3 protein-coding genes and 1 pseudogene are annotated in these 6606 nt (G+C 63.2%); 3 read left to right on the forward strand and 1 reads right to left on the reverse strand.

Annotation, left to right across the window (positions count from 1 at the left end):
• Positions 1-6: 6 nt before the first annotated feature.
• From H597_RS0119480 to ssb, 3 genes are all read left to right on the forward strand, one after another.
• Entirely contained in the window at positions 7-3177 is a 3171-nt protein-coding gene (locus H597_RS0119480; RefSeq protein ID WP_028103610.1) for an efflux RND transporter permease subunit, read from the forward strand.
• On the forward strand, positions 3174-4598 hold the full coding sequence (locus H597_RS31635) for an efflux transporter outer membrane subunit (RefSeq protein WP_083941188.1): 1425 nt from the start codon (positions 3174-3176) through the stop codon (positions 4596-4598). The genes H597_RS0119480 and H597_RS31635 overlap by 4 nt, the downstream gene beginning before the upstream one ends.
• A gap of 102 nt (positions 4599-4700) precedes the next feature.
• Positions 4701-5204, forward strand: a complete 504-nt coding sequence (gene ssb / locus H597_RS0119490) for a single-stranded DNA-binding protein (protein ID WP_028103611.1) — start codon at positions 4701-4703, stop codon at positions 5202-5204.
• 962 nt (positions 5205-6166) lie between these two features.
• Here the strand turns inward: ssb and H597_RS0119495 are convergent.
• Positions 6167-6491 (reverse strand): annotated as a pseudogene (locus tag H597_RS0119495) (helix-turn-helix domain-containing protein); the annotation flags it as partial.
• Positions 6492-6606 lie beyond the last annotated feature (115 nt).

The following is a 6606-nucleotide window of genomic DNA, read 5'->3' on the forward strand; positions in this document are numbered from 1 at the left end:
TTTACTATGAAACTATCCCGCTTCTTCATTGCCCGTCCCGTCTTCGCCATCGTCTGTTCGGTGCTGCTGACGCTGGTCGGTGCGCTGGCCTGCCGCATGCTGCCGGTCTCGGAATTCCCCGAGATCGTGCCGCCGACGGTCATGATCAAGACCGTCTACCCTGGCGCGTCGGCCCAGGAACTGGCCGATACCGTGGCCGCTCCCATCGAACAGGAAGTCAACGGCGTGGACGGCATGCTGTACCTGTCCTCCCAATCCGTGGGCGACGGCAAGCTGACCATCAGTGTGGTGTTCAAACCGGGCACCAATGTCGACCAGGCGCAGGCCCTGGTGCAGAACCGCGTCGCCATCGCCGAAGCCCACTTGCCGGACGAAGTGCGGCGCCAGGGCATCGCGGTCAAGAAGGCTTCGCCCGACCTGATGATGGTGGTGTATTTCACATCGCCCAAACATACGCGCGACCAGCAATACCTGTCGAACTATGTCTCGGCGAACGTGAAAGACTCGATTGCCCGCGTTGAAGGCGTCGGCGATACCTACACCCGCGGCGCGCGCGACTTTTCGATGCGCGTCTGGCTCGACCCGGCGCGCACTGCTTCGCTTGGCCTGATGCCGGCCGACGTGGTGGCGGCCATCCGCAAGAACAACGTCCAAGTTTCGGCCGGTGTGCTGAACCAGGCCCCCGACAGCGGCGCCGGCGCCTACCAGGTGCAGGTGCGCACCCAAGGCCGCCTGCGCGATGTGGATGAATTCAACGCCATCATCATTGCCGTGAATCCCGAGACCGGCGCGCCGATCCGCCTGCGCGATGTGGCGCGGGTAGAACTGGCCGCCCAGGATTATTCCGAGAGCGGCTACCTGGACGGCGAAACCGCCGTCGCGCTGGGCATCAGCCAGAAGCCCGGCTCCAATGCGCTCGATACTGCTGAACGCATCATCGCCACCCTCGATACGCTGAAGCGCGACTTCCCAAGCGACCTTGAGTACCACGCGTATTACAACCCGACCCGCTTCATCAAGACCTCGATCGACAAGGTGCGCGACACCATCCTCGAAGCCATCGTGCTGGTCTGCCTGGCGGTGCTGGTCTTCCTCGGTTCCTGGCGCGCTGCCATCATCCCGATCCTGGCCATTCCGGTCTCGCTGGTGGGGACCTTCGCCATCATGTCCGGCATGGGATTCTCGCTGAATAATCTGTCGCTGTTCGGCCTGGTGCTTGCTATCGGTATCGTGGTCGACGACGCCATCGTGGTGGTCGAAAACGTCGAGCGCCATATCGCCGAAGGCATGACGCCGGGCGCCGCTGCCGTGCGCAGCATGGACGAAGTGGGTTCGGCCCTGATCGCCATCGCCCTGGTGCTGATCGCTGTATTCGTGCCGACCGCCTTCATCAGCGGCATCGCCGGCATGTTCTACCGCCAGTTCGCCGTGACCATCGCCGTGTCGACCGCAATTTCGGCCCTGGTGTCGCTGACGCTCTCGCCAGTGCTGGCCGCACGCCTGCTGCGTGCCCACGAACCAGGCGCCCCGCGCACGCTGGGCGCGCGCTGGACCGCATGGTTCGAGCAGTTCTTCCACCGCCTGGCGGGCCGTTACGAGGTGCTGGCGAAGTTCTCGCTGAAACGCCGCACCCTGATGCTGCCGATCTACGGCTTGCTCGTTGCGCTGACCGTATGGCGCATCGACGCCACGCCGACCGGCTTCGTGCCGCAGCTTGACCGCGGCTATGCCATCGTGTCGATCCAGCTGCCGCCTGGCGCCACCTTGGCGCGCACCAGCGAAGTGGTGCAGGACGCCGCCCAGCGCCTGTTGCAGCAGCCGGGCATTGCCCACACCTCGGCCTTTGCCGGCACCGACGGCGCCACCTTCACTTCCGCCCCCAATGCGGCCGTGATCTTCGCCGTCTTCAAGGAGTTCGACGAGCGGGCCGCACTGGGCCTGGACGGCCCGGCCATGCTGGCTGCGATGAAGAAGACGCTGGCGCCGATCAGCAAGGCCAAAGTGATGGTGATCCCGCCGCCCGCAGTTCCGGGCATCGGCACCGGCGGCGGCTTCAAGCTGCTGATCCGCGACCGCAACGGCCAGGGCCCGCAAGCGCTGCAGGCCGTGGTGAAGGACGTGCTGGAAGCTGCCGGCAAACTGCCTTCGGTGAACGCGCCGTTCTCGCCATTCAACGCCAAGGCGCCGCAAGTGAAAGTCGATATCGACCGCACCCGTGCCGAAATGCTGGGCGTAAACCCCGACCGCATCAACGATAGCCTGCAGTCCTACCTGGGCTCCGTGTATGTGAACGACTTGAACCTGATGGGCCGCGTGTGGAAGGTGACGGCGCAGGCCGACGCACCGTTCCGCCGTACGGTGGACGACCTGGCGGCCTTGAAGATGCGTTCCAGCAGCGGCGCCATGGTGCCGATGGGCGCGGTCGCCACCTTCAGCGAAACCACGGCGCCGTTCCGCGTGCCGCGCTACAACCTGTTCCCAGCGGCGGAAATCCAGGGCAGCACCAAGCCTGGCTTCTCGACCGGCGAAACCATCGCCGCCATGGAGCAGCTGCTGCAGGCCCGCCTGCCGGTCGGCTTCGACTACGAGTGGACCGAACTGGCGCTGCAGGAGAAGCAGGCCGGCGCCAGCACCGCCCTGGCGCTGGGCATGGCCGTGGTCTTCGTCTACCTGCTGCTGGCCGCGCTGTATGAAAGCTGGCTGCTGCCGCTGTCGGTGGTGCTGATCGTGCCGATGTGCGTGCTGGCCGCCTTGCTGGCTGTGTCGATGCGCGGCATGGACAACAATGTGCTGACCCAGATCGGCATCGTGGTGCTGATCGGCCTCGCCGCCAAGAACGCGATCCTGATCGTCGAGTTTGCCCGCCAGGCACAGCAGGCCGGCGCCAGCGCCCAAGCCGCAGCGATTGCCGCAGCTCGCACTCGGCTGCGTCCGATCCTGATGACCTCGCTGGCCTTCCTGATGGGCGTGCTGCCGCTGGTGTTCTCCACCGGCGCCGGCGCCGAAATGCGCCAGGCCATGGGGACCGCGGTGTTCGGCGGCATGCTGGGCGTGACCGTGTTCGGCCTGTTGTTCACCCCATTGTTCTTTACCCTGTTCGCAGGCCGCGCAGCGGCGGCGCAACCGCAACCGCAACCGCAACCGCAACCGCATTCGCTGGAAGGTACCACCGCATGAAACTCACAATGATTGCGGGCCTGACCGCGCTGGCCCTGGCCGGCTGCGCGGCCGGCCCGGACTATGTCAAACCCGATACGGCGCCGCTGACGCCGGCCGCCTTCCCATCGTCGGCCGGTGACGGCACCGCGCTCGATACCAGCGCTCCGCCCGCCGGCTGGTGGCGCCAGTTCGAAGACCCGCAGCTGGATGCACTGGTCGAGCAAGCCTGGCGCGGCAACTATGACCTGCGCATCGCCATGGCGCGCCTGCAGATCGCCGCCGAGCAGCTGACAGCGACCAAATCGGCCGGCCTGCCTTCGCTGGGCGTCGACGCCGGCGTGGCGCGCAAGCACTCCGCCAAGGTGGAGCGCTCGGATGGCGACCCGGTCATCACCAGCCCGGCCAAGGTGAGCGCCTTCATCGACTGGGAGCTGGACCTGTTCGGCCGCGTACGCCGCAGCGTGGAAGCGGCGCGCGCCGGTTACGAGCAGCAGCAGGCGCTGCGTGACGATGTCCGGCGCACCCTGCTGGCGCAGGTGGTGATCGCCTATGCCGAATTCCGCAGCGCGCAGGATGAAGCGGCCTGCCTGAAACAGCAGCTGGAGAACTATGGCCAGGCGCTGGAACTGGTGCGCGAACGCGAGCGGGTAGGCAAGGCGCTGGCGGTCGACCGCATCCGCGTGGAAACCAAGCTCGGCCTGCTGGCGGCCCGTGCGCCGGGCATTGCCGCGCGCCAGCGCGTGGCGCGCAACCACCTGGCCACCTTGTCCGGCCTGAAACTCGATGCACCGGAAGTACTGGCACTGGAAGCGCCGCATCCGCTGCGCCTGCCGGCCACGCTGGCGGTGGACGATCCGGCGGCCATGCTGCGCCGCCGTCCCGACGTGGCGGCCGCCGAACGCAACCTGGCTGCCGCCACCGCCCAGCAGGGCGTCGCCGTGGCCGAGCTGTTCCCCCGGGTCAGCCTGTCCGGCATGTTCGGCCTGGTTGCCCCGGCCGGCAGCCTGCATGGGGCGGATGCCCGTGCCTGGCAGGTTGGCGGCGCGCTGTCCTGGACTCTGCTCGACGGCGGGGCGCTGCGGGCGCGGGTGCGGGCGGCCGGGGCCGGCGCCCAGATCGCCCTGGCTGGCTACGAGAAAACCGTGGCCGGCGCCCTGGAGGAGGCCGATTCCGCCCTGTCGGACTGGCGCCAGTTCCGCGCCCGCGACGTCCAGCTGACCTCGGTCTACGAGCTGGCGCGGGAAACGGCCCGCCTGACCCGCCTGCGCTACCGCAACGGGGCGGAAAGCGTGCTGGGGCTGCTGGATGCCGAATACGCCGTGCTGACTGTGGAAGAGCAGTTGATCGGCGTGCACCGGGATATCGCGGTGGCCACAGCGCGCAGCTATGTGGCCCTGGCGGGTGGCCTGGACGGCGGCGGGAAATCGACGGCGAATTGAGCTTTGTCAGAGCCGGCGATATTTGAGGGACTATTAATTTAGGGTAAACTCCTTGGTTTTGGGGCCGTTGAAACGGCCCCCATTCCTTCAGGAGTTTCATAAATGGCATCAGTCAACAAAGTGATCATCGTCGGCAATCTGGGTCGCGATCCGGAAATCCGCTACATGCCTAGCGGTGACGCGATTGCCAACATCGCCGTGGCCACCTCGTATCGTTCGAAAGACCGCAATACCGGCGAGCAGAAAGAGCTGACCGAGTGGCACCGTATTTCCTTCTTCGGCCGCCTGGCTGAAATCGTGGGCCAGTATCTGAAAAAAGGTTCTTCCGTCTACGTGGAAGGGCGCCTGCAGACCCGCAAGTACACCGACAAAGATGGCATCGAGAAGTACGCCACCGACATCATCGCTGAAAACATGCAGATGCTGGGCGGCCGTGGCGATGCCGCCGGCATGGGTGGTGGCATGGGCGGCGGCGACGATATGGGTTACGACGCGCCTGCGGCACGTCCGGCTCCACGTCCTCAGGCTGCTCCTGCACCGGCACCACGCCCGGCAGCACGTCCAGCGCCTAATTTCTCGGACATGGACGACGATATTCCGTTCTAGGCCGGAATAAACACGAAAGTGTAAACAACAAAAGCGGAGCTATTGATTTAGCTCCGCTTTTTTATTTGTTTACATTTTTTCTAATGATTAAATTACTCTGTAGGGTGTCGGAAACTCAAAAAGGTAAACAAGAAGTGCAGAACCCTTTTGCAGTACGAACCCTGTTGTTCCAATCTGGGGAGCGCTTCCCCATCTTGACGAACTCCGAAACTGGCGAGCCCGATTTCGATACAGCGATCTATGTCCTGACCCATCTACGAGCAACTGCCAAAGCCAGCAACACGATTGAACTTCACCTGCGTTCGATCATTGTGCTTAAGCTGTTTTTGCAGGCCAGGGGGATAGACCTTGGCGAACGCATTCGAAGTTGTGAAATGCTCCAGCCTCACGAGTTGGACGAACTCGTCAAGTGGTGTAGACGGACGTTGCCCGACACTATTGCTGACCTCGGGCAAGCCAGTACTCCGAAGGTGGCAGCGGTACGCTCTAGTCCAAAGTACACGAATCATGCCCGAGTCGAAATCTGCAGCCAAAGCGGAAAGAATAGGATTCGTGCAGTTAGTGCCTTTATGGATTGGTTTGTTCGGGATCGCGTGAGCCGCTTGAACACGCAATACCGAAATAACGCCATCAAGGCATGGCAAACGTGTCGTACAGGCTTGGAAGCACGTGCCCCTCGTGACCGCCGGCGTAGTCAGGTTGGAAGACGAGAGGGAGCTCATCCCGAAGCGGTCGCGAAATTGTTCGCGACTGTTGAACCTTCCAGTCACGCCAACCCTTGGAAATCAGATCATGTGAGGTTCAGAAACCAGCTTATAGTCCATTGGCTGTACTACCTAGGTGTCAGGCGGGGCGAGCTGCTAAACATCAGAATCAGCGACATTAATTTCAGACGGGAGACAGTCCTAGTAGTCCGTCTGTTCGTTTGCTCGCAGAATTGACCCACTCTAGTTGACCCACCTTCCACTGCCTGGCAAACGCTGCCACGCGGTCATATGATCCTTCATACCCCAGCTCCTTAAGGTCCAAGTGGATCTGCTTCAGATTCCGCCGTTGCTTGCGGGGTTTGCTCGCCTCGGCCTTGAGCCAGGCTGAAAGCTGCACCGAATATTTGTCTAAGACGCTTGATGATCGCCGCTCCGCATAGGAGGGCTCTGTGGTCTCCGACCGTAGGTATCGCCGGACGGTATTGCGGGAGATGCCGAGTCGTCTTGCGATCTCCCGGAGGGGAATCTGGTCACGTAGGTGCCAGCGTCGAATTATGCCTAGTAAAGCCACGTCGATCACTCCGATCTCCTGCCGAAAGGACAGGGGAAATTGTGCTATGAACGTGGGTCAGATTTCGTTGCAAATTCGTGGGGAAGCTGGGTCAATTTTCAGTGCAAATTAACATCCAAATCTT

It is taken from the genome of Pseudoduganella violaceinigra DSM 15887 (assembly GCF_000425385.1).
GTDB classification, from domain to species: Bacteria; Pseudomonadota; Gammaproteobacteria; order Burkholderiales; family Burkholderiaceae_D; genus Rugamonas; species Rugamonas violaceinigra.